Source organism: Subtercola lobariae, from assembly GCF_014640255.1.
Lineage (GTDB): Bacteria > Actinomycetota > Actinomycetes > Actinomycetales > Microbacteriaceae > Subtercola > Subtercola lobariae.
Genome location: NZ_BMGP01000006.1, coordinates 358,760 through 379,612 on the forward strand (window position 1 = coordinate 358,760; position 20,853 = coordinate 379,612).

The window sequence follows — 20,853 nt, forward strand, 5'->3', positions numbered from 1 at the left end:
TCGAGTTCGGCGGTGGCGTTGGCTGTGCTGGTTGTGCTGGTTGTGCTTGCCAATCAATCGTCAATTTGATTCCTCTACAACCGGGTCATTCGCAAGCTAATAAGAGCTTTCGTCACTTCGTACGATAGCGAAGATGTCTCGCTTTATGCAAGCGGTCTCCCGCTGCTCCCTGCGTCAGGCGGTCGCTCTAAGCTAGGCGGGTGTTGAATTCGTCGCAGCCCGGGCTGCCTTATGCGCCCAAATCGGGGTCTGGGTCGGGGCAGGGCTCTGGGGCCGGTTCAGGCGAGACAACTGGGCAGCCGTCGGGGTCGGGGTCGGCTCCGGATGCTCACTCCCGCGTCACGGCGCGGCGAGTGGTTGCGGCGTCACTCGTTGTCATCGTGGTGGCGCTGCTCGTCATCGTGACGGTTGTGGTGGTGAAGGTTGCTGCTCCGCGCGAGTTGGCGGCGGTGGCTGGCACGGCATCGCCGTCTGCCTCGGGGGAGGGTGCGGCATCCACTGGCCCGACGACGACCGCGACACCGACCGCAACTGACGTGCCGACGCCGGCCCCGCCGACGCCCGCAGGGTTCGACAAGACGAAGTACTCCATCGACGACCCGAACAGCATCTGGTTCGTGGTGAATAAGCTGCGGCCGATTGCTGACGGCAAAGATTTCGTTCCGCAGAACCTCGTCGACCTGCCCGCAGACATGCCGAACCCGAACGACTACCAACTGCGCGGTGACGCCGCAGCTGCGCTCGCGACCATGTTCGCGGCCGCGAAAACCGAGATCGGTAAGCAACTCGTCGCCCAGAGCGGCTACCGTTCGTACAGCGTTCAGGTCGACTCGTACAAGTACTACGTCAACCTCGATGGGGTCGCCGGCGCCGATCAGACCAGCGCGCGCCCTGGCTTCAGCGAGCACCAGACCGGTCTCGCCATGGATATTCTCGACACGACCAGCGGATGCTCGACCGACGGCCTCTGCTTCAGCACAACCACCGCGGGGCAGTGGCTGGCGGCGAACGCCTACCGTTTCGGCTACATTCTGCGTTACCCTGCCGACAAGACCGCCGTCACGGGGTACGAGTACGAACCGTGGCACTTCAGGTACGTCGGAGTGGATCTCGCGACCGAGATGCACAACACCGGGGTCGAAACCCTCGAGGAGTTCTTCGGCCTGCCAGCGGCGCCCGGCTACGCCGGGTAGCTGCGCTCAGTCTGCGTCGGGTGGCATCTCGTCGCGGCCGTACCGCAGAACCGCGACAGCGACTTTGTGGCTTGTCTGTCGAGCGGCGCGCGGGCGAGCCCGAGTCAGCCGTCGACCTCGGGCAGATGGCCACCCTGGCCGGCCTGGCCGGATGCGGGCGGAAGAGTCGGTGACTGGCTCTGCCTGGGCTCGGGCGCCGGAGCCGACGGTGACGGGGTGGCGGTGGGCGGTGTTGTCGACGTCGGTGGGGTTGTGGGGGGCACGGTCGGCTGAGTTGTGGGCGGCACCGTGGGCGGATCGGTCGGCGGCACCGTAGGCGGCGGCGTCGCGGCCGGGTCGATCGTCAGGTCGAGTTCGCGAATTGTCGAGCCCGCGTCATTCGTCGCTGCGACGGTGAACGAGCTGTGCCCGGCCCTCGTCGGAATTCCCACGATCGCACCCGCCTCCGTATCGATGCGCAACCCGTCGGGAAGGTGCCCGGCCACCACGCTGAACGCAGGCGCCGGGTCGCCGGTGAACGCGAGCTGACCCCCGCTGTACGCGGAACCTGCGACCGCGTCAGGCAGCATTCTCGTTGAAATCACGGGCGACTCCTGACGCTGGATGACCGTGATGTCGCCTGAGGTTTCGTTTGTCACATAGAGCTGCCGAGCATCCGGAGCCACGGCGACAGCAGTCGGGGCCGAGCCGCCCGTGCTCCACGGTGGGAGAAACTCTGCGGAGTCGACCGAATACGCCGTCATCTGGTTGCCGTTCTCTCCGGTCACGTAGACGGTCTGACCGTCGGGGCTGACTGCGACGCCTTCGGGGCGGTCGATTCCGGTTGGCATGGGAGCTGAGAAGGTGTGCGTTGCGGTGTCGAAAACCTGAAAGTCGTTCGAGGTGATGTTCGTGATGTACACGTGCGCGCCGTCGGGGCTGATGGCGGCCCGGGTGGGGTTCGCGCATCCGGAGTGAAGTGTCGGTTCGAAGAGGCCGGTCGCCGCGTCGTAAATGGCGAGGTCGCCCGAGCCGCTGTCGGTCACATAGGCGTGGGCGCCGTCGGGGCTCACCGTGACGCCTTGCGGGCTGTCGCCCCCGGTTTTCTCAGGCAGGGCGAAAGTGCCGGTTGCGGTGGTGAAAACGGCGAGGTCGCCCGAGTTGTGATCGACCACGAAAACGTGAGCGCCGTCTGCGCTGACGGCTACGCCCGTGGGGTCGACACCGCCGGTCGGTATGGATGCCCCGAACCGGCCCGTCACCGTATCGAGTACCGTGAGCGTGCCCGAGTTGGCGTTGACGACGTACACGTGCACGCCGTCGGGGCTCACGGCGACCCCATCGGGCTCGGAGCCGCCGGTCTTGATCGGCGCCCCGAACGTGCCCGCCGCAGTGTCGAACACCGAGAGGTCGTCAGAGCCGAAGTTGGCCACATACACGTGAGCGCCGTCGGGGCTGACAGCCAGCGCTATGGGGGAGTGTCCGCCCGTTTTCACCGGCGACGAGGGGGCCGGTTGGTAGCGCGTGTCGGCCGTGGCGGTTTGGGCGGCGAGCCCGGTAGAGAGCACTGCGAAACTCGCAGCGGCCGCGAGCATCGCTGCGCGGAACACCTTCAAATTAGATGAGATCATCTCAGCAAACTACGACCGGTGTGCCCCCAATGGGGGTAAGTGGATGCTCGACACGCCGTGTGGCCCGCGCACATTGTCGCGTGGTGCACTCCGACGTGTCGCGTCGTGTACTTCTAGCTCCGCGACATGCACCCCGCAACTTTCCGTCACCCGTGGCAGCTCAACGGGCGCGAATCTGCCGGGTGCGCCAGCCACGACCATCCACCTCGCGGTGTCGCGCTACCCGCGACCATCCGCCGCGCGCTGTTCGGCGATGATCTACTGCGTGATCATCCACTTCACCGCGTCGCGCGCCCACTCGAGTGCCTTCGTGGCGACCTCAACCGCGACGGTCTCGTCGCGCCACTCTTCGTTGAACGAATCGGGCGTCATCACGATCTTGCCCTCGGCGTGCAGACGCTGCAGCAGTTCGAGGTTTTCGACGATCGACTCGTAAATGTGTGCGGCGACATTTGCCGGCGGCATGTCATTCTCCCCCGAATAACTTAGGCGCCGAGTGCGGCGTCGACGATGAGTTTCGCCTCTGCCTGAACCTCTGCGAGGTGCTCGGCCCCCAAAAACGACTCGGCGTAGATCTTGTAGACGTCTTCGGTTCCCGACGGTCGGGCGGCGAACCAGGCGTGTTCGGTGGTGACTTTCACTCCACCGACTGCGGCGTCGTTGCCCGGGGCGCGACTGAGCTTGGCCGTGATGGGCTCGCCCGCCAGCGTGTCAGCCGGAATATCGTCGCCGTCGAGCTTGGCGAGTTGCGCCTTCTGGGCCTTCGTCGCGGCGGCGTCGATGCGCTCGTACACCGGGTCGCCGAACTGCTCCACCAACGCCGCATAGTGCTGCGACGGCGTCTTGCCCGTCACAGCCAGAATCTCTGAGGCGAGCAGGGCGAGAATGATGCCGTCTTTATCAGTCGTCCACACGCTGCCGTCGAACCGCAAGAACGATGCCCCGGCCGACTCTTCGCCACCGAACGCCACGCTGCCGTCGATGAGCCCCGGAACGAACCATTTGAACCCCACCGGCACTTCCCACAGCCGCCGACCCAGCGACTCGGCGACTCGGTCGATCATCGAACTCGACACGAGCGTCTTACCGATCGCCGCATCTGGCCGCCAATCCGACCGATTCTCATAGAGATACTGAATCGCCACGGCGAGGTAGTGATTCGGGTTCATAATGCCGGCGTCTGGGGTGACCACACCGTGCCGGTCGGCATCCGCATCGTTGCCGGTCGAAATGTCATAGTCGTGCCGGCGTGCCACCAGCGACGCCATGGCGTAGGGCGACGAGCAATCCATGCGAATCTTGCCGTCCCAGTCGAGCGTCATGAACGCCCACTGCGGGTCGACCGTAGTGTTAACCACGTCGAGATTGAGCCCGTACCGGTCGCGAATCAGCTCCCAGTACTCCACGCTCGCGCCGCCCAGTGGGTCTGCGCCGATGTGGATGCCCGACTCGGCGATCTTCGTCATGTCGATCACCCTCGACAGATCTGACACGTAGTTCTCGCGAAAATCGTAGATGTCGCTGGGAATCGGTTCACCGCGCTGCACCTCGACCAGCCCCGCGGCGATGATCTCGTTGGCGCGCTCGGCGATCCAGCTTGTGGCGTCAGAATCGGCCGGCCCGCCGTGCGGCGGGTTGTACTTGAAGCCGCCGTCGCGCGGCGGGTTGTGGCTCGGCGTGATGACGATTCCGTCAGCCTGATCGGTGTGACCGGTCTCGGGGTGGTTGTACCGCAGAATCGCGTGCGAGACGGCGGGCGTCGGAGTCCACGAGTCACGCGAATCCGTCCACACCGTCACCCCATTCGCGTTCAGCACCTCGAGTGCGGTGACTTCGGCTGGCTTCGACAGCCCGTGCGTATCCCGGCCGATGAACAGCGGCCCCGTCACGCCCTGCGTTGCCCGGTACTCCACGATCGCCTGAGTTATAGCCAGAATATGGTTCTCATTGAACGCCGTATCGAGCGAGCTGCCCCGATGGCCACTGGTGCCGAAAATCACCTTCTGCTCGGGGTTGGTGACATCAGGTTTGAGGTCGTAGTAGGCGCCCACGAGCGCATCGACATCGACCAGATCTTCGGGGAGGGCCTGCAGCCCGGCGCGCTCGTTCATGCCTTCAGTCTGGCACCCCACGCCCCTCCCGGCGTAGCCCTTTCCTTCACCTGTGCAAAGCTTTTCCCTCCCCACGGTTGTGGAGAGGGAATCGCTTCTGTGAGTCAGATCGAGGAATCGATCGATCAGTCAGTTCGTTACATGGATTGTCACCGTGACAGGCTGGCTGACGGCGTTGTGCGGCCCGTTGAGACGGTATCTGAACGTGTCGTCGCCGCTGTATCCAGGGTGGGGCGTGTAACTGAACGATCCGTTCGCGTTCATCGTAAGATCACCGTTCAGCGGCGCGTAGCCCTGCTGCACTGTCCAGCCATCCGTGCCCGTTGTGAACTGGTCGTTCGCGAGCAGACCATGGGCAACATCGACTGCAAGCGGCGCGTTCTTCGCAACGGTGTACGAATCGGCCACAGCTGAGGCGGGAGCGGCTACCGTCACGGGCACTGCCGTCGGCAGGCTGGCGACCCCGGCCGAGTTCTCGGAGTAGACATACACCGTGTCGTCACCAACGTAGCTCGCGTTCGGCGCTTGATAGCTGATTGCATGCGTATTGCCGCTCCCGATTACGGCGAGTTGTCCGTCACCGCGCTGATCCCCCGTCCATACCTTCAACGTCGAGTCAGGCTGAGATGTGCAGTACGCGCCGTCCAAAACGGTGACCGCGCCGCCTTGAGGAACGAGAGATCGCCCATTGAACGAAGAATTCGCGGTCGTGCACGTCGGTGCGCTCGGTCGAACCGTGAGAGTCGCTGCGGTAGAAGAGCCGTTCACATCAGCGAAAACCGTGTCACTGGAGGCGCCAGTCACCGTGTAATACAGAGTCGCGGTCGCCGATTTATTCGCATCCAAGTTCGGAATGAGGTAGACGAGAACCGCAGGATCAGCTGATGGCTCAGCGATCCAGCCCGCAGGGATCACTCTGTTCGAAGTTGCTTGCAGACCGATGGTACTCAGATGAACGAGAACCGAACCTGCCGTCTGTGCGGAAATGTTCAATTGATATTGCGCATCGCCGCCGGTCGTGGTCGCCGTGCTCGTCATCATGCTGCTTCCGACGTCGATCTGCGCTGGATCGTCCAAGTCGCCAGCGTCAGTTGCGGCGGTGAGAAAGCCTGACGATTGGCCGATGTACGATCCCTTGCCGGCGTACCCCTTGCCATCGTTCTTGTTCCAGCCGACGGAGAGAATGTAGGGGGTACTTCCCGGCGAATCGTACTCGTACATCGCATCGGCCCGATAGTTTTTGTAGTACACGTTGATCAGAAAACACCCCCTGCCGTTCGGGCATGTGACATTGTCGTTCTCCTCAAACCCGAGCACACTGCCGGTGTTCGCGATGGTGCCATTTGCGAGCTGGGATACAGTCGCGTTGCTCACGCCAGTCTTTGGTGGAGAGTCGGAATACCGCGTGCAGAGGGCCGAACCGTTCGCGCCTGGAACGCAGCTGTACCCAGAGTCTGAAGAGGGAAACAGGCGCGGATCGTTAAGCACCTGCCACGGACTCTTGTCTTTAGTGTCGGTGAACATCGAGCGGTCGTAGCCCCAAGCATTGCCGGGGGTTCCACCTCCGCCTACATCGCCCCAGCCGCAGCCGTATTCAATTGAGATTCCAGACCCTCCACCGAGCATGCACACTACCGGTGCGTGTGCTGGTAAGCCATGGCCTCTGGCTTGTGCTGACGCCGCGCCGATGGTGGCAGATCCCACTAGCAAAAGCACGGTCAGAGCCGGGCCCCACACGAATTTCGAAAGTCTCATCGTCGTCGTTCCTTTCATGTAACACCCAAATGGGGGGTATGACCAGTCGGCGCTCTTCGCCGGGATGTTCTATGAGGAGAGAGTGTCGAAGCGCAAATTCATTACGCCGTTTCTCAGAAATAGTCGCCACCTCTCGAGGCAAGTCAGCGCAGTAGGCTCGTGGGCATGCCCGACACGTACAGCTACCTCGGCCCCACCGGCACGTTCACCGAGGCGGCCCTCGCCCAAGTGCCCGAGGCTGCCGGAAAGAACTGGCGCAGCGTCAACAACGTGGGCGAAGCGCTCGACGACGTCACGAGTGGCCGCAGCGTGGCCGCCATGATCGCCATCGAGAACTCGGTGGAGGGCGGGGTCAGCGCTACCCAAGACGCGCTGGCGAGCATCCCGAACCTGCGCATCATCGGCGAATACCTGGTGAAGGTGCAGTTCGCGCTGGTCGCCCGCCCCGGCATCGAGCTTTCAGACGTGCACGTCATCAACGCGCATCCGGTCGCCTACGCGCAGTGCCGCAATTGGCTCGAGGCGAACTTGCCGACTCATGGGCACATTCCGTCGACGTCGAACGTCGCCAGCGCGCTCAGCCTCTTCGACAGCGATCTGGCCGACGCCGCCATTGCACCGCCGCGAATCGTCGAACACCACGACCTGCGGCTGCTCGCAGAGAACATCGGCGACAACCAGAACGCCGTGACGCGGTTCGTGCTCGTGGGCCGTAATTCGGCGCTGCCCGCGCCGACCGGAGCCGACAAGACGAGCATCATCGCCGAGCTGCCGGATGATCGTTCCGGCGCCCTGCTCGAACTGCTCGAGCAGTTCTCGACCCGCGGAGTGAACCTGAGCCTGCTGCAATCGCGGCCCATCGGTGACGCCCTCGGGCGGTACCGTTTCGTGATCGACGCCGACGGGCACGTTTTCGATGAACGGGTCGCCGATGCGCTGATGGGCGTGCGGCGGTTCAGCCCGAAGGTGATCTTCTTGGGATCGTACCCCCGCGCCGACCGCGCCCCGGTGGAGTACGTCGACCGATACGACGACGAGGTCTTCATCGAGGCGCGCGACTGGTTGCGCTCGCTGATCTCAGGCGAGCCCGAGGCCTGAGCCGGGCATCCACCCCGACCCGCCACCACGCCAACCGCTAGACGCGAACCCGCAACGCCCCCGGGTCGACCGACACGTGAATCGTCGTCGCCTCACCAAACTCATCCCCGTCGAGCTGTATCTCCTGCGGTGTCTCGAGCTTCAGCCGCAGATCGATGCCCTGCCGGTAGATCACGTCGTCGACGTTCGGCGAAATGTCGATCAGTTTGCGCCCCGCCTTCGTGCGCCGAAGCACCCCGTTCTCAATGGTCACCTTGTTCCACACCCGCACCCAGCCGAGCGCGCCCTGGGGTCGAATCGCGAGAAAGTCGAGCACCCCGTCGTCGGGTTTCGCGTCAGGTATCAGCAGAATTCCGCCCGGCAGCAGCCCGCAATTGCCGGCCATCACCGAGTGCGCACTCACGCTTCGCCAGGGCTCTTTGTCGATGCTGACCTTCATCTTTACGGCCTTGAGCTCTGGCAGCGCGCGCATCGTTCCGTCTATATAGGCGAGCCAGCCGAACGTCTTCTTCAGCCCCGGGTTCGTCTTCGCGATCATCTTCGCATCGATTCCGAGCCCCGCGATCACGAGAAATACGTGAGTGGATGCGGAGCCGTCAGCCCGCCCCACCTGAATGAGCCCGAGATCGATCGACCGGTCGTACCCCGTGAACATGAGCTCGATGGCCTCGTCGATGTTCAGCGAGAGGTTGAGGTTTCGGGCCAGCAGGTTGCCCGTTCCGATGGCGAGCAGCGCGAGCGGCACAGATGTTCCGCGAAGTGCCTCAGCGACCGCCCGAACCGTGCCGTCGCCGCCCGCAGCCATCACAACACTCGCCCCGCTTCGCACGGCTTCGGCCGTCAGAAGCTGGCCCGCGTCATCCCGAGTCGTCTCGTACCAGTCGGTCTGCGCGAACCCGTGCTTCACCTCGGCGGCCCCCACCAGGGCTTTCAGCCGTTCGGCGTCGATCTTCAGCGGGTTGTAGACGACAGCAGCGTGCCGTTGTGGCACTGTTTCCCCTGCGACGGTCACCTTCCATACGGTACTACGGCCGCCCCGGCCCGCGACGCGGGCGAGCGCCCAGGCGCCCATGGCTAGGATTACTTAGGTGATAGATCCCGTTCTTTTGCGCGAAAACCCTGACGCCATCAAGCTCTCGCAGGCGGCGAGGGGCGCGTCGGTCGACCTGGTCGATGAGGCACTTCTGGCCGATGCCGAGCGCCGGGCATCCATCACCGAGTTCGAGAACCTGCGCGCCAGTCAGAACGCGTTCGGCAAACGCGTCGCACAAGCCGCAAAAGACGAGAAGAAAGCCCTGGTCGCCGAAGCGCAATCGCTCGCCGCCGAGGTTAAGGTCGCCGGCCAGCGGGCAGCGGATGCCGAACAGACCTTTCTCGCCGTCACAGGCCGCATCGCCAACCCCATCATTGCGGGCGTGCCCTCGGGCGGCGAAGAGAACTTCATCACCCTGCGCGAGGTCGGCACGCGCCCCGCCTTCGACTTCGAGCCCCGCGACCACGTCGAACTCGGCGAGTTGCTCGGCGCCTTCGACCTGCAGCGCGGCGCCAAAGTCAGCGGCGCCCGCTTCTACTTCTTGACCGGCATCGGCGCCCGCCTCGAGCTCGCCCTCATGAACCTCGCCCTGCAGAAAGCGCTCGACGCCGGTTTCACACCCATGATCACGCCCACCCTCGTTCGCCCCGAAATCATGCGTGGCACCGGCTTTCTCAACGAGCACGCCGACGAGATCTACTACCTGCCGGCCGACGACCTCTACCTCACGGGTACGAGCGAGGTGGCGCTCGCCGGGTTCCATGCCGATGAGATTCTCGACCTCGAGGCCGGCCCCCTGCGTTATGCGGGCTGGTCGACCTGCTACCGCCGTGAGGCAGGTTCTGGCGGAAAAGACACGCGCGGCATCCTGCGCGTTCACCAGTTCAACAAGCTCGAGATGTTCACATACGTGCTGCCCGAGAATGCCGAAGCCGAACATGAGAAGCTGCTGAGCTATCAAGAAGAGCTGCTCACTTCGCTCGGCCTCAATTACCGCGTCATCGACGTGGCTGCCGGCGACCTGGGCTCGAGCGCCGCCCGCAAGTTCGACATCGAGGCCTGGGTTCCCACGCAGGGCACCTTCCGCGAGCTCACCTCCACCTCGAACTGCACCACCTACCAGGCGCGGCGACTGGATGCCCGCTACCGCACCGAATCGGGCAAAACCGCCCCCGTCGCCACCCTCAACGGCACGCTCGCCACCACGCGCTGGATCGTCGCCATTCTCGAAACCCACCAACAGGCCGACGGGTCGGTTCTGGTTCCCGAGGTCTTGCGCCCCTACCTCGGCGGCCTCGAGGTCATCGAGCCGCTCGCGCCGGCCGCATCCGGGCGCCGCACATGAGCGAACCCTGGCTGATCACGCTCGACATCGACGGCACCATTCTGCACGAAGACGGCTCCATCTCTGACGCCGTCATCGACCAGGTCGCCCGTCTCAGCGGCCTCGGCCATGAGATCATGCTCGCCACCGGTCGCTCTGTTGCCGCAACCCTGCCCGTGCTCGACTTGCTCGGCATCACCCCCACCTACGTGGTCTGCTCGAACGGCGCCATCACCCTGCAGCGAGATGTGGATGCACCGCTCGGCTATCGCCGCGAAATAGTGGAGACGTTCAACCCCAGCGCGGTGCTTCAGCAGATTCGCGGTCACCTCGCCAACGCCCACTACGCGGTAGAAGACGAAGAGGGTTACTTTCGCTACACCGGCGAATTCCCCTCGTCATCGATGGGCGTCGGCGGCGAACAGGTCGCGTTCGAAGACCTGCTCTCGATCGACGCCACGCGCGTGGTCGTCATCTCGCCCGGTCACGACATGGAAGACTTTCTCGCCGTGGTCGAGAAGATGGGCCTGCACCGCGTCTCGTACTCCATCGGCTGGACAGCCTGGCTCGACATCGCCCCCGACGGCGTCAACAAATCAACCTCGCTCGAACGAGTTCGCTCCCGCCTGGGCATCCCGTCTTCGCGGCTTCTCGCCGTGGGCGATGGCCGTAACGACATCGAAATGCTGCGCTGGGCGGCAGTGGATGGTCGTGCCGTAGCCATGGGCCAGGCCCCCGATGACGTGCGTGCCGCCGCTACCTCGGTCACGGCATCCATCTACGATGACGGCCTGGCAAAGGCGCTCGCCGCGCTCGTCTAGCGGACTGGTTGGTCTGCTCGGCCCGAGTATGTGCGCTCCCGATCACGTGCGCCGCGCGTGCTGGGGCGCACGGGCCCGGGAGTTTCGTCGGAGCACAGCGTTCATGAGGCCGTATTGTCGACATGGCGGCTCTGCTCCGACGAAAGTCCCACGCCCCGGATTCGGCTACACTTGGCCATGTCTGTTCGCGTTCATCGCGGCGGGCATGGAGGGCTGTCCGAGTGGCCGATGGAGCCAGTCTTGAAAACTGGTGGGCGGAAACGTCTCGTGAGTTCGAATCTCACGCCCTCCGCACTAAAATCCCTGGTCAGAGCCAAATTTGTGCTGCCCCGTGCCCACATTCTGCCCACATCTGAAAGGCAATCCGCTCACCTTGACCAACAGTCAGCAAAACGGGCTCTCGACGTATAATTGATCATCGGCGGACGCTACTCGTCCGTCGGTCCGAGCGGCTTGTTCAGGGTCACGGTTTAGGGAGTCACTCAACTGCTGGCTGATGAAGATCGAGACGCATCAAGCTGGTTTCTTCGCGAACTGTGCTATTCCAGGGTGCCGATTTCGGAGTCTGACTGTCGATTGGCCTCGCTCTCTAGCGGCCAGGTGTCGGTTTGATACCGGTCGACGACTAGGTTCATGATCACGGGCTCGCTTGTAACACTGTCGGCCAGCGCGGCGAGAACCGCCGCAAGTGCAGGTGATTCGTCGTGGTTATCTGAACCCGACTGCCCGTCGTAGATTTCGTACATTGCGATGCTGTCGGGCTCGCCGACGACGCTCAAGAGCGTCCATTCGAGGGTGCCCGGTTCGTTCTGGGTGTGAAGTCGATTCGCTTCGATTAAAGCCATGAAGTCGTCTTTCCGTTCCGGGCGCAGCGTGAGATAGACGAATTTCGCCAGGTGGGGCATGTGTTTCTCCTCTTCGTGTAGTTCTAGACGTAGCGGTGCGAGCCGGCGTCGACCGGGTAGGCGGCTCCGGTGATCTGGCGGGCGGGGGCGGAGGCGAGAAACACGGCAGCGGCTGCTACGTCTTCAGGTTCATTCATGCGACCGAGCGGCAGCTGCCGCATATCCCGCGCGAAATGCGTTTTCGTCTCGTCGAACGTCTTGCCGAGTTCTTTCGACATGCTGACCAGAAAATCGTCCATCGCCGGCGTCGCAGTCGGTCCGGGCGAGATGCAGTTCGAACGGATGCCCTTGGGTCCGAACTCGATTGACAGCGACTTTGACAGGCTCAACACGGCCGATTTCGTAACGGCGTAATCGACGAAGAACGGATCGGGCTGTCGACCCGCGTCGCTGGCGAGGTTGACGAGAGCTCCGCCGCCGCCTTTGACCATGTGTGGGATGACCGCGCGACTGGTTCGGATCATCGCGAACAGGTTGACCTCGAGCAGGGCCTTCCACTGGGCGTCGGTGACGTTCAGAAAGCCATCCCGATACGGTGCGAGCCCAACATTGTTGACCAGCACGTCGATTGCGCCGAATTGCGCCGCCGCATCGGCCACCCACGACTCGATCTGTTGCGGCACGGTGAAATCGACGGCCGTGAAGACCGGTGGCCGTGCTGCAACGACCGGTATCTCTGGTTCGTTCAGGTCTGCGGCGACGACCTGTGCCCCCTCTGCCGCGAATGCTGTGACGATAGCCAACCCGATTCCGCGGGCGGCGCCGGTCACGAGCACGACCTTGCCGTCGAGTCCGAGATCCATGATGTGCTCCTTATAGAGTTTGCGTTAGCGGAGCAGCTGGCCGCCATCGACGCTGTAAACCTGCCCGGTGATCCACGAAGCGTCTTCGGAGAGCAGAAAAGAGACCGCTGACGCGATGTCTTCGGGCAGGCCGAGCCGATCCGAGTGGATCGTGTTGCGTACCTTCTCATGCCACTCCGGTCGCTCCGACGCTTCGGCCAACACGACCTCTGTGCGAGTGAGACCGGGGGCGACCGCATTCGATCGAATGCCGTCTTTACCCCAGCGAGCCGAAGTATGGCGCATGAGCGCGGTCACGCCGGCCTTTGCAACGCCGTACGCGACCTTCGTAGGCTCCCCCATGAACGCGGCCGTCGAGGAGGTGTGCACGATCGCACCTCCGCCGTTCGCCAGCATCGCAGGAACTGCATGCCGCACGAGGTAGAAGTGGCCCTTCAGGGCGACATCCAGAGTGCGATCCCAGACGTCGTCAGGTGTGTTCGTGGCGTTGTCGTCGCGGCCGAAGGTGCGGGCTGAGAGGTCGGCCGCGTTCGCGTGCAGACCGTCGAGGCGGCCGTGCTGTCGCACAACGCTCTCGATGAGTTCGGCCACCGAATCGTCGTCGGTGATGTCGAAGCCGGTGGCAGTGACGTTACCGCCGGCGCCGGAAAGACGCGCCGCGGTTGCCTCGGCCTTCTCGATGTTCACGTCACCGATCACGACCTTCGCGCCCTCCCGCGACAGTCGGTCGGCGACGGCGGCACCGATGCCGGTCGCTCCACCCGCGACGATGATGATCTTGTCTTGTAGTCCTTGCATGTGCTTCATTCCTTGTCTGTCGTGATGGCACGAGCGGTTGCCGTGCCTGGCTTCAGTGTGATGTCTTTGCTGCAAGCTCTTCTGGCGCGGTAATCGATTCTGGCGGTTGCGTCCCACTCGTTTCCGTCGTGCTTTTCGTTCTGCGCCGCAGCCCGATTCGATCGGCGAGCACGGCGACGACGAGAATGACGCCGGTTACGATCTGCTGCCAGAAACTGGGCACGCCCGCGATGCTGAGTCCGTTCGAGAGCACGCCAATGAAAAGCACACCAAAAGCGGTGCCGACGACTCCCCCGGTGCCACCACTGAGTGCAGTTCCACCGAGCAGCACCGCTGCGATCGCCTGTAGCGGCAGGTTCGCATCGACCTGGGGTGAGGCGACACCGATGCGGGAGATTGCGACTATTCCGGCGATCGCTGCGCATAGTCCGGAGAACGCGTAGACCAGGATGATGGTGCGCGGCACCCTGATGCCGGAGAGTCGTGCTGCGCTGATGCTGCCGCCGACGGCGTAAACGTCGCGACCGAAAAAGGTGCGCTGCTGAATGAACAGGGTCACGACGAAGATGATGATCATGATCCAGACCGGCCCGGAGAGGCCGAGGAACCGAGTCACTGCGAGGTTGAGGATGACCGGCTCATTCACGGGGATCGACTCGGTGTTCGACCAGAGGTTGACGATACCCGTGAATGCGGTGAGTGTGCCCAGCGTCACGACGAAGAACGAGACATTGAATCGCCCGATCAAGGTGCCGTTCACGAGGCCGCCCAGCGCCGCCCCGCCGACGAGGCTGATGATGATCGCGAGCCAGGCAGGGATGCCGGCCTGCAACAGCTTCGCCAACAGGATGCCCGCCAGCGCGCCGATGGGAGCGACCGAGAGATCGGCGCCAGCCGTGATCAGCACGAGTGTCATGCCCATCGCGACGATCCAGAGCACCGAGATCGAGGTGAGAAGGTTCTGCAGATTCTGTGCCGATGCGAAGACCGGCTGTGCGATCGCGAGAACCACGAAGACCACCACGAGCACCACGAAGACGGGCCGGAATGGGCGGGATCCCTTCCACGTACGTGCCCAGATCGAGGGCTGGGAGAAATGTTCAGTCGTCAAGGTGTCCTCCTGATAGGCGCGAGAGTTTGGCCTCGTCGGCATCGACTCTGGCAACGGTGGCGACGACGCGGCCGCGGAGCATGACCACGATCCGGTCGCAGATGTTCAGCAGTTCGTCGTTCTCTGACGAACTGACGAGCAGGGCGACGCCCCGGTCGGCGAGATCGACAAGAATCTGGTGGATCTCAGCCTTCGCTGCGACGTCGACGCCGCGCGTCGGCTCGTCGAGAAGAAGCACTCGAGGCGGGTCGATGAGCCACTTGCTGAGGGCGACCTTCTGCTGATTGCCGCCGCTCAGGGTGCTGACCGCGACGCCGAGATCGTGGGTGCGGATGCTGATGGACGAGCCTATGGCGCTCACAGCCTGCACATCGCGCCGTGTTCCCGGCGGTCGGAGGCGGAATCGGTCGCTGCTGGCGACCATCATCGCGTTGTCCACCACACTCATGCCGAGCACCACGCCCTGCGTCTTGCGGTCGGGCGGAACGTAGCCGATTCCGCGTCTGATCGCGGCGGAGGGGCGGCCGGGCGCCAAGGTGACGTTCTCGATGAGCACGTCGCCCGTTCGCGGGCGAGCCCCGAAAATGGCTTCGAGGAGGTCACTCCGACCCGCACCCACGAGCCCGGCGAGTCCAACGATCTCGCCGGGGCGGAGCGAGAGTTCGACATTGTGCAAGTCGGGCTCCGACGACACGTTCAGAGCGGTTAGCACCGGGGCCGAATCGCGCGCCGCGGCAGGGATCGCAATCCGCTCCCTCTTCACCCGCTTCTGTGCAGCCGTGTCGCCCACCATCGCCGAGACGAGCGATTCGGGGTTGAAGGAGGCGGCCGCGCCGGAGGCGACTGTGCGCCCATCGCGCAGCACAGTGATCTCGTCGCAGATCTCGAAGAGCTCGCTGAGGCGGTGTGTCACGAGAATCGTCGAGACGCCGGCCGAACTGAGGTTGCGAATGACCTGGAAGATCGAAGCGACCTCGTCTTCACTGAGCGAACTCGTCGGTTCATCGAGAATCAGAACCCTCGAGTCCAGAGACAGAGCTCGGGCGATCTCGACCATCTGTCGCTGGTCGGGCCGGAGGCTCCCGATGGGAGCTCTCGGGTCGTAGGTCAGCCCGAGGCGGTCAAGCACCAATTTGGCCCGCTGATGCGAGCGCCTCCAGTCGATGCCCGTACGTCCGCGCACAAGCCGCCTGCCCAGCAGGATATTCTCGGTCACCGAGAGCAGCGGTGCGAGCGCAGTCTCCTGCGAGACCATCGCGATGCCGGTACGGAGCGCGTCGACAGGTGACGAGAAGCTCACCGGACGCCCCTCGACGAGAAGCGCGCCTCCGTCGGGGCGGATCTGCCCCGACAGGATGCCCAGGATGGTCGATTTGCCCGAACCGTTCTCGCCGATGAGTCCGTGAACTGTGCCAGGCTGCTGGATGATCAGCCGACCATCCCGGAGCGCGCGCACTCCGCCGTAACTCTTCTCGATCCCCTCCATCTGAAGCAGCGGAGGAGGCGTCACTGTGTCGGTCATCGTCGGTTCAGAAGCCGGCCGAGCCGACATTGTCCGTCGTAATGAACTTGGCCGGCGTCGTGACGAACTTCGGAAGGGTCGCTTTCGGGTTCGCGATGAGCGTCATCGCGGCATCGGCCTGGTTCGTGCCGATGGTGGTGAAGTCGACCTCGGTGACACCCCAGAGCAGGCCGCTCTTGACGCCGGCGATGGCATCGGGCTGGCCGTCACTGGCCACGATCCTGATGCCCGTCTGGCCCGAGCCGCGCACCGTCGAGGCCGCGGCGAGACCAGTGTTGTCGTTGTAGGCGAAGATGGTCTTCACCGTGGGGAACTTTGCGAGCAACGAGGTTGTCGCTGTCGCAGCACCCGCTGCATTGTCGGTTTGGGCGTCGATCTCACCGAGAAACGTCAGACCGAACTTGTTCGCCCAGTATTGCTGCTGCTTCGCGAAATAGGTCAGACCGGCAACGGGTGCTGCCAGTCCGATGACCGCGTACGAGCTGCCCGGGTCGGCTTTGGCGACCGCTTGCGCGCGGAGGAATGCGTCGTAGTCGAAGCCCTGGATGATATCGGTCGGCAGTCCGGCGATCAGCGACTGGTCTGCAGCCACAGGAGCGTTCTGTGGAATCACAATGATGCCCGCCGCAGCCGCTTCGGTGAAGCAGGGAGTGAGTGATGACGGGTCGAGCGGGTAGATCAGGATGGCGTTGACATGCTGGGCGATGAAGGTATTGCAGTTGTTGACCTGAGTTGTCACGTCGAGCTGGTCGTCTTTGGAGATGAACGTTCCGCCCATCTTCTCGACTTCTGCCTTAGACGCTGCCTCCCCGGCCTGGAGCGAAGGGATGGCCGAGTAAATGTTCTGGTACCCCACAGTGAAATTCGCGGGAAGACCGGTGGGCGCGCCATACGTCGTGGGTAGGCCCGCTTCGACGCCGTCATACGTGAGCGAGGGAGCGGCCGATCCCGACGACGACGAGGATGTCGATGCCGTGTCGGTGCTGCATCCGGCGAGTGAGGCGGCGGCGAGCGCCAGAGCGGTGATCAGAACGGCGCCGCGGGCTGTGTTTTTCATGAGATTTCCTATCGTCTTTGATTGGGAGAATGACCGTCAGGGAGGTCGGTTACACGCGAACGAGGCCTCCGTCCACCCAGATCGTCTGTCCGGTCACGAAACTCGCGTCTTCGGATGCGAGGAAGGCGAGAACACCTGCGAGGTCTTCGGGTTGTTCGACCCGGGGGATGGCTTGGCCCTGCGCGAACGCGACCATCTCCTCTGGGTCTTCGACAGAGTGCGGGTCGGGCTGGCGAGACATAGTGCCTGGCGTGCGCGTCAAGCCGGGGGCGATCGCGTTGACGGTGACGCCCTGGTCGCCCAGCTCGGTCGCCAGTGCGCGAGTGAAGCCGATGACACCACCCTTCGACGCCGTATAGTGCGCAACCCCCTTGATGACGATGCCGAAGACATCGGATGCCTGGTTGATTACCCGGCCCCATCTGCGTTCGCGCATCCCGGGTGTGAACGCCTTCGCCATCAGGAACATCGAATCGAGATTGACCGAGATCAGTTGTCGCCAGTCTGCGTACTCGATCTCGTCCCAGAGCTGAAACGGGTAGACGCCCGCATTGTTGACGAGAACATCGCATCGCCCCAGCGTGGCAAGCACGTCACCTCTGAGCTGCGACACGCTCGACTCATCGCTGACGTCGACCCGGAACGACTCCGCCGCGCCGCCAGCGGCACTAATCTGACGGGCTGTCTCCGAGCTCTCGGCGATGTCGGCGAGAGCGATCGCAAAGCCTTCTTCGGCGAGGCGAAGTGCGTAGGCGCGTCCGATGCCCTGAGCGGCTCCGGTCACGACGGCGACTTTTCCTTCGGAGTTATGTTTAGCCATGTTCTCATCAGCCTTTCGTTTGCGCGCCAAGACCGCGCTCGAGGTAGTTCCACACACTTCTGACAGCGGCGGGAGGATAGATGTGATCGCGTTTGACGAGAGACTCGACGTCGTTGGTCCACGTCGGCCAGGAGTGAAATCCGCTCGTAATCAGCTGCTGCTGGCACGCCATCTCGAGCAGGATCGCGGCGATGGTAGCTTCGCGCAGATCCGCTCCGACTGTCACGATCCCGTGGTTCACGAGGAAGATCGCCCGTGCGCCACCAAGCTGCGTGGCGACCGCTTCGCCGAGTTCTTTTGTCAGGATGAGATCGGTCGTGTCAGTGAAGCGCGGTACGCCCATCGGCGCGAAATAGTTCGCCGCATGGCTGACGGGTAGAAGGTCCACCCCGGAAGCTGCGAGCGCGACCGAATAAGGGCTGTGCACGTGCACGATGCCACCGACGTCTGGCCGCTTCGCCATAATTTCGGTGTGGATCGGATACTCGTGATGACGTTGTCCGCCGCCTTCGAGCAGGGTGCCGTCCCAACCCACGAGATGAACTCGATCGGGAGTGATTTCGTCGAGCCCCCATGTGGCTGCCTTGAGCCATGCACCGCGATTAGCGGAATCGCGCGCAGATGCATGGCCCCAGACGAGGTCTTTGTGCCCGGCACTCGCGAGTATTCGTGATGCTGTGCCGACTAGTTCACGCGGATCGTCCGCCATTGGATGTCCTTTCACGAGGTTCCAGCACAATCTGTAGCTCCGACGGTATTGCCGAAACGCTCTTTTGTGCAGAACCTTTCTCTGCAAAACTAACGAAGCCGAATCCTGCTGTCAAGAAGTATTATCTGTTCAGCAGAGATCATGTCGAAATCGAGTCTGCACCGTACAGCCAGTCGGTATACCGGGTGTCTTCGTCTTTTCGCGACTTGAAGAGTAGGTTGCGCAAGAGTTTCGGAAGCGGGGTGTTCACGTGCCACGCCTCGCCCCAAGTGCGGGCGGTGCGCTGCACTCGGGCGGTACGATCGGCTCTGGTGGAATTGAACTCGGCCAGGGCTGCATTCCACTCGTGCGGGTCGGTGACAGAAGCACTGATCCGATCGAACGCGTCAGCGTCTTCGATCGCCTGACAGGCCCCCTGCGCAAGGTACTGCAGCATGGGATGCGCCGCGTCGCCCATCAAGAGCATGCGCCCGTCGACCCAGTTGTCGATCGGTTCGCGGTCATACATCGGCCAGCTGACGGTCTTCCACAGGTTGAGGAGTGCGCGCTGCACCTGCGGTATGCAATCCGAATAGGCGTTCTGCAGTTCTTGCTGGTCGGCCGGCACGAATTCACCGCGAGAGAAAGAGGGAGACTTGAAGACAGCCACCGTGTTGAACATCGTGCCCGCGCGCAAGGGGTATTGCACCATATGGCATTCCGGTCCGAGGTAGACGACGACGTTCTCTCGATCGTCGACATCGAGCGCTTCGTCCATTGGAATGGCTCCGCGATACGCCACATAGCCAGACGCGACGACCTCGTCACCGGAGACTTTTCGTCGAAGCGACGATGTCAGACCGTCGATGCCGAGAACGACGTCGGCGCGATAGACAGTCCCATCTGACGTTCTGACTCGAGCGACATCGTCGCGAGTCTCGACGTCGACGACGTCGGCATTCGTGCGCAGGTCTGCGCCGGCCTTGCGCGCCGCTTCGACGAGGATCGCATGCAGATCGCTGCGGTGCAGCACGACGTAGGGCGCACCGTAACGCTCCGCGAATTCGCCGCGGAGATCTGCGTCGGTCAGCTGCTCACCCGTCACTGCATCGCGAAAAATGAGGCGCTTGGGCTGCACGCCCATTTCGAGCACCTGATCGAGCACACCCCACGACCTGAGAATGCGGGTGGCATTCGGTGCCATCTGAAGCCCGGCACCTACCTCTTTGAACTCGGGTGCACGCTCCAGCACGGTGACCTTTCGGCCTTGCCTGCACAGAGCGAGCGCGGCTGCGACGCCGCCGATACCACCACCGACTATCAGGATTTCTTGACTTGCGACTCCACTGTCTTCGTTCACACCTTCAGGCTCGCCGACGACCAGAGCCATGGCTATAGAATTCTGCTATGCGGAAAGACCTTCTTCAGAAGCGACCGTCGTACGTGCTGTCGTCGGTAGACAATGTGCTTCGACTCGTTCAGCTTTTGCGCGACACCGGGGGGCTGCGCAATAAAGACGCCGCCGACGCACTGAAGATCGCGCCCTCGACCGCGAACAGGCTGCTCTCGATGCTGGTCTACCGCGGTTTCGCGGTACAAGACGAGTCGCACCTGTACTTTCCCGGGCCGGCTCTCGCTGAGCCGGCGATCGAAGACACCGGAACCAGGCGGCTCGTGCTCATCGTTCAGCCACATCTCGAAGAGGCCGTGCGGCGCTACGGCGAGTCGGCCAATCTGATCATCAGAGTCGGCACTAGCGCACGATTCCTGTCGACGGTCGAGAGCCCGCATCCGTTGCGGGTCGGCGACCGGCAGGGCGCGGTCGTCGAGGCGCGAAAAGCTTCTGGCGGTAAGGCCTTGCTCGCCGAACTGCCTCGCAAGACGCTCGAGCGCATGTATCTGGGTGAGCTGGCACCGCACGACCAGCGCATGAGCGACGCAGAGTTCGACGCCTTCATCGCCGAACTCGCAGCCGTACGTCGGCGTGGCTGCGCATTCAATCGCGAAGCGATCGAGACGGGTGTAAGCGCGATCGGTGTCGCCGTGCACAATCCGTCTGGTCGCGGAGTTGCCGCTCTTTCGCTCTCGGCGCCGAGTTCGCGATTCGAGCGGATAGTGACGGGCGGAGCAGAGCAGTTCATGCGTACGATCGCCGAGCACGTCGAGGATGACCTGGCAGGATCGCTCTCTAGCGAATAGTGCGA

General features: G+C 63.3%; 18 protein-coding genes, 1 tRNA gene and 1 pseudogene. 6 read left to right on the forward strand and 14 right to left on the reverse strand.

The window, feature by feature from the left end; genetic code table 11:
- Nucleotides 1-692 precede the first annotated feature (692 nt).
- A pseudogene (locus tag IEX24_RS20095) lies at nt 693-1,106 on the forward strand (M15 family metallopeptidase); the annotation flags it as partial.
- Between the two features lie 191 nt (nt 1,107-1,297).
- Here IEX24_RS20095 and IEX24_RS16870 read toward each other — a convergent pair.
- The 4 genes from IEX24_RS16870 to IEX24_RS16885 form a co-directional block, all read right to left on the reverse strand.
- The gene (locus tag IEX24_RS16870; protein ID WP_188680357.1) at nt 1,298-2,803 is read right to left on the reverse strand and encodes a beta-propeller fold lactonase family protein; all 1,506 of its coding nucleotides are present in this window, start codon (nt 2,801-2,803) and stop codon (nt 1,298-1,300) included.
- 258 nt (nt 2,804-3,061) lie between these two features.
- Nucleotides 3,062-3,268, reverse strand: coding sequence for a hypothetical protein (locus tag IEX24_RS16875; RefSeq protein WP_188680359.1), 207 nt, complete (start codon nt 3,266-3,268; stop codon nt 3,062-3,064).
- Nucleotides 3,269-3,288: 20 nt separating this feature from the next.
- A complete protein-coding gene (gene pgm / locus IEX24_RS16880) occupies nt 3,289-4,914 on the reverse strand; it encodes a phosphoglucomutase (alpha-D-glucose-1,6-bisphosphate-dependent) (RefSeq protein ID WP_188680361.1) in 1,626 nt (541 codons plus the stop codon).
- Nucleotides 4,915-5,043: 129 nt separating this feature from the next.
- The gene (locus tag IEX24_RS16885) at nt 5,044-6,687 is read right to left on the reverse strand and encodes an Ig-like domain-containing protein (RefSeq protein WP_188680363.1); all 1,644 of its coding nucleotides are present in this window, start codon (nt 6,685-6,687) and stop codon (nt 5,044-5,046) included.
- A 147-nt stretch (nt 6,688-6,834) separates the two neighbouring features.
- Between IEX24_RS16885 and pheA the strand changes: the two genes are divergently transcribed.
- Nucleotides 6,835-7,767 (forward strand): prephenate dehydratase, encoded by a 933-nt coding sequence (gene pheA / locus IEX24_RS16890; protein ID WP_188680365.1) that lies wholly within the window; start codon nt 6,835-6,837, stop codon nt 7,765-7,767.
- Nucleotides 7,768-7,804: 37 nt separating this feature from the next.
- On the opposite strand, the gene IEX24_RS16895 is transcribed toward pheA, so the two are convergent.
- Complete coding sequence (locus tag IEX24_RS16895; RefSeq protein WP_229715455.1) at nt 7,805-8,779, reverse strand: diacylglycerol/lipid kinase family protein; 975 nt, start codon at nt 8,777-8,779, stop codon at nt 7,805-7,807.
- A gap of 76 nt (nt 8,780-8,855) precedes the next feature.
- Here IEX24_RS16895 and serS point away from each other — a divergent pair, with 76 nt between their 5' ends.
- From serS to IEX24_RS16910, 3 genes are all read left to right on the forward strand, one after another.
- A complete protein-coding gene (gene serS, locus IEX24_RS16900; RefSeq protein ID WP_188680369.1) occupies nt 8,856-10,145 on the forward strand; it encodes a serine--tRNA ligase in 1,290 nt (429 codons plus the stop codon).
- A complete protein-coding gene (locus tag IEX24_RS16905) occupies nt 10,142-10,945 on the forward strand; it encodes an HAD family hydrolase (RefSeq protein WP_188680371.1) in 804 nt (267 codons plus the stop codon). Before serS ends, IEX24_RS16905 begins: the two co-directional genes overlap by 4 nt.
- A 207-nt stretch (nt 10,946-11,152) precedes the next feature.
- Nucleotides 11,153-11,237, forward strand: a tRNA-Ser gene (locus IEX24_RS16910).
- Nucleotides 11,238-11,484: 247 nt separating this feature from the next.
- Here IEX24_RS16910 and IEX24_RS16915 read toward each other — a convergent pair.
- From IEX24_RS16915 to IEX24_RS16955, 9 genes are all read right to left on the reverse strand, one after another.
- Nucleotides 11,485-11,850 (reverse strand): putative quinol monooxygenase, encoded by a 366-nt coding sequence (locus tag IEX24_RS16915; protein ID WP_188680373.1) that lies wholly within the window; start codon nt 11,848-11,850, stop codon nt 11,485-11,487.
- Nucleotides 11,851-11,873: 23 nt separating this feature from the next.
- Nucleotides 11,874-12,653 (reverse strand): SDR family NAD(P)-dependent oxidoreductase, encoded by a 780-nt coding sequence (locus tag IEX24_RS16920; protein WP_188680375.1) that lies wholly within the window; start codon nt 12,651-12,653, stop codon nt 11,874-11,876.
- A gap of 24 nt (nt 12,654-12,677) precedes the next feature.
- Nucleotides 12,678-13,451, reverse strand: coding sequence for an SDR family NAD(P)-dependent oxidoreductase (locus IEX24_RS16925; RefSeq protein WP_188680377.1), 774 nt, complete (start codon nt 13,449-13,451; stop codon nt 12,678-12,680).
- Between the two features lie 52 nt (nt 13,452-13,503).
- Nucleotides 13,504-14,562, reverse strand: coding sequence for an ABC transporter permease (locus IEX24_RS16930; protein WP_188680379.1), 1,059 nt, complete (start codon nt 14,560-14,562; stop codon nt 13,504-13,506).
- On the reverse strand, nt 14,552-16,084 hold the full coding sequence (locus tag IEX24_RS16935) for a sugar ABC transporter ATP-binding protein (protein ID WP_188680381.1): 1,533 nt from the start codon (nt 16,082-16,084) through the stop codon (nt 14,552-14,554). The genes IEX24_RS16930 and IEX24_RS16935 overlap by 11 nt, the downstream gene beginning before the upstream one ends.
- Nucleotides 16,085-16,091: 7 nt before the next feature.
- Complete coding sequence (locus tag IEX24_RS16940; protein WP_188680383.1) at nt 16,092-17,141, reverse strand: sugar ABC transporter substrate-binding protein; 1,050 nt, start codon at nt 17,139-17,141, stop codon at nt 16,092-16,094.
- A gap of 49 nt (nt 17,142-17,190) precedes the next feature.
- Entirely contained in the window at nt 17,191-17,961 is a 771-nt protein-coding gene (locus IEX24_RS16945) for an SDR family NAD(P)-dependent oxidoreductase (protein WP_188680385.1), read from the reverse strand.
- 7 nt (nt 17,962-17,968) lie between these two features.
- On the reverse strand, nt 17,969-18,670 hold the full coding sequence (locus tag IEX24_RS16950; RefSeq protein ID WP_188680387.1) for a class II aldolase/adducin family protein: 702 nt from the start codon (nt 18,668-18,670) through the stop codon (nt 17,969-17,971).
- 139 nt (nt 18,671-18,809) lie between these two features.
- Entirely contained in the window at nt 18,810-20,039 is a 1,230-nt protein-coding gene (locus tag IEX24_RS16955) for an FAD-dependent oxidoreductase (RefSeq protein WP_188680389.1), read from the reverse strand.
- Nucleotides 20,040-20,056: 17 nt separating this feature from the next.
- Here IEX24_RS16955 and IEX24_RS16960 point away from each other — a divergent pair, with 17 nt between their 5' ends.
- The gene (locus IEX24_RS16960; protein WP_188680391.1) at nt 20,057-20,848 is read left to right on the forward strand and encodes an IclR family transcriptional regulator; all 792 of its coding nucleotides are present in this window, start codon (nt 20,057-20,059) and stop codon (nt 20,846-20,848) included.
- The last annotated feature ends 5 nt before the right edge of the window (nt 20,849-20,853 follow it).